Source organism: Streptomyces sp. NPDC048473 (genome assembly GCF_043200155.1).
In the GTDB taxonomy this organism is placed as follows: domain Bacteria; phylum Actinomycetota; class Actinomycetes; order Streptomycetales; family Streptomycetaceae; genus Streptomyces.
Genome location: NZ_JBICXE010000200.1, coordinates 1 through 1,182, shown reverse-complemented (window position 1 = coordinate 1,182; position 1,182 = coordinate 1). Strand labels below are relative to the sequence as shown.

The window sequence follows — 1,182 nt, the reverse complement described above, 5'->3', positions numbered from 1 at the left end:
TTCTGCTGGGACACCTGGTTCACTCAGCCTCCGGACCCGGAACCCATCGTCGCCCCAGCGGCCCCGCCGGCTGCCACACCGGCCGAACCGGCTGATAGGGGGCCCATGCAAACCCCACCAGCCCCAGCCAGCAAGCTGGCCGCAGGCGATTCGCGCCGTCCGGCCTGGCTCGACCCCTGGACCACCCTCCAACGCTGCTGGCGAGCCTGGAGCAACGCACCCCCGCCACCCGAACTTCAAGCCCTGATCAACGCCGTCGGCGCAGGCCACCCACTTGACCTCTACTCCCCGGCTTAACAAACCACCGCTAGAACCCAAGCACCCGGCCGGGGGCCCACCCTCCTCACGCCCTGGCGGCCGCACCACCTGCCCCCGGGCGCAGCACCGGCAGTCCGGCCCGCAGCCGTTCCAGGAACTCCGGCACATCGATGCTTTCGTCTTCCGGGTCGACGACCTCGGCGACGAACGACTCCACGATGTTCTCGCTGCCGAAGTCCGCGTCGTCATCGTCGCCATAATTGTCCACCAGGCGAGCGCCGGGGGCGGAAACGCGGAGATCGTGGTCGTAGTTGATGACCCATGGGGTCTCTACGGTGCGGGTCTCCAGGATGCCGTTGTTGTAGTCGCCGTAGACCAGATGGGTGAAGGTGCCGTCCCGGATGTAGATTTCGCAGTCGCCGCCCTCCAGGGTCTCGGCCCGGGTGGTACCGCCGACGTAGAGCCCCGGCAGAGACTCGTAGAGCGCGATCGGGCCGGACACCGTCAGATCGCCGGTGATCACCACCAGGTCCACGTCGTCCAGACTCCCGATCCCGGCGACGGCATCGAGGAAGCCCCCCTCCAGTACCAGATCGCCGTCGAAGAGCAGGACATTGTCGTAGTAGCGCTCGAAGGAGGCGGAGAGAGCCTGCACAAGGCGAGTGTCGGCCTCTGCGAAGGAGAGGCGTTCGGGTGCGGAGTTGTTGGCCATGTGGGCGACGATAGGACACGGGTATGACAGTCCTTCAATGCCCTTCTGGTCTAGCCGGTGGCGGTGCTGCCGGTGCTGTTCCACCTGCTGTGGTCGCACGAACTGGTGGTGGAGCGGGCCCAGGCGAAGGCAGAAGAGCTGGGGGTGAGTCTTCGCACGGTGCAGAGCCGGCGGTCGCGCTATGCCGCCAGGGGTTATGGGGGCTGGTCGAT

Annotated in this window: 1 protein-coding gene; it reads right to left on the bottom strand. The window is 66.9% G+C overall.

The window, feature by feature from the left end:
- Window positions 1-343: 343 nt before the first annotated feature.
- A complete protein-coding gene (locus ACGFU7_RS48225; protein WP_393705179.1) occupies window positions 344-970 on the bottom strand; it encodes a hypothetical protein in 627 nt (208 codons plus the stop codon).
- Window positions 971-1,182 lie beyond the last annotated feature (212 nt).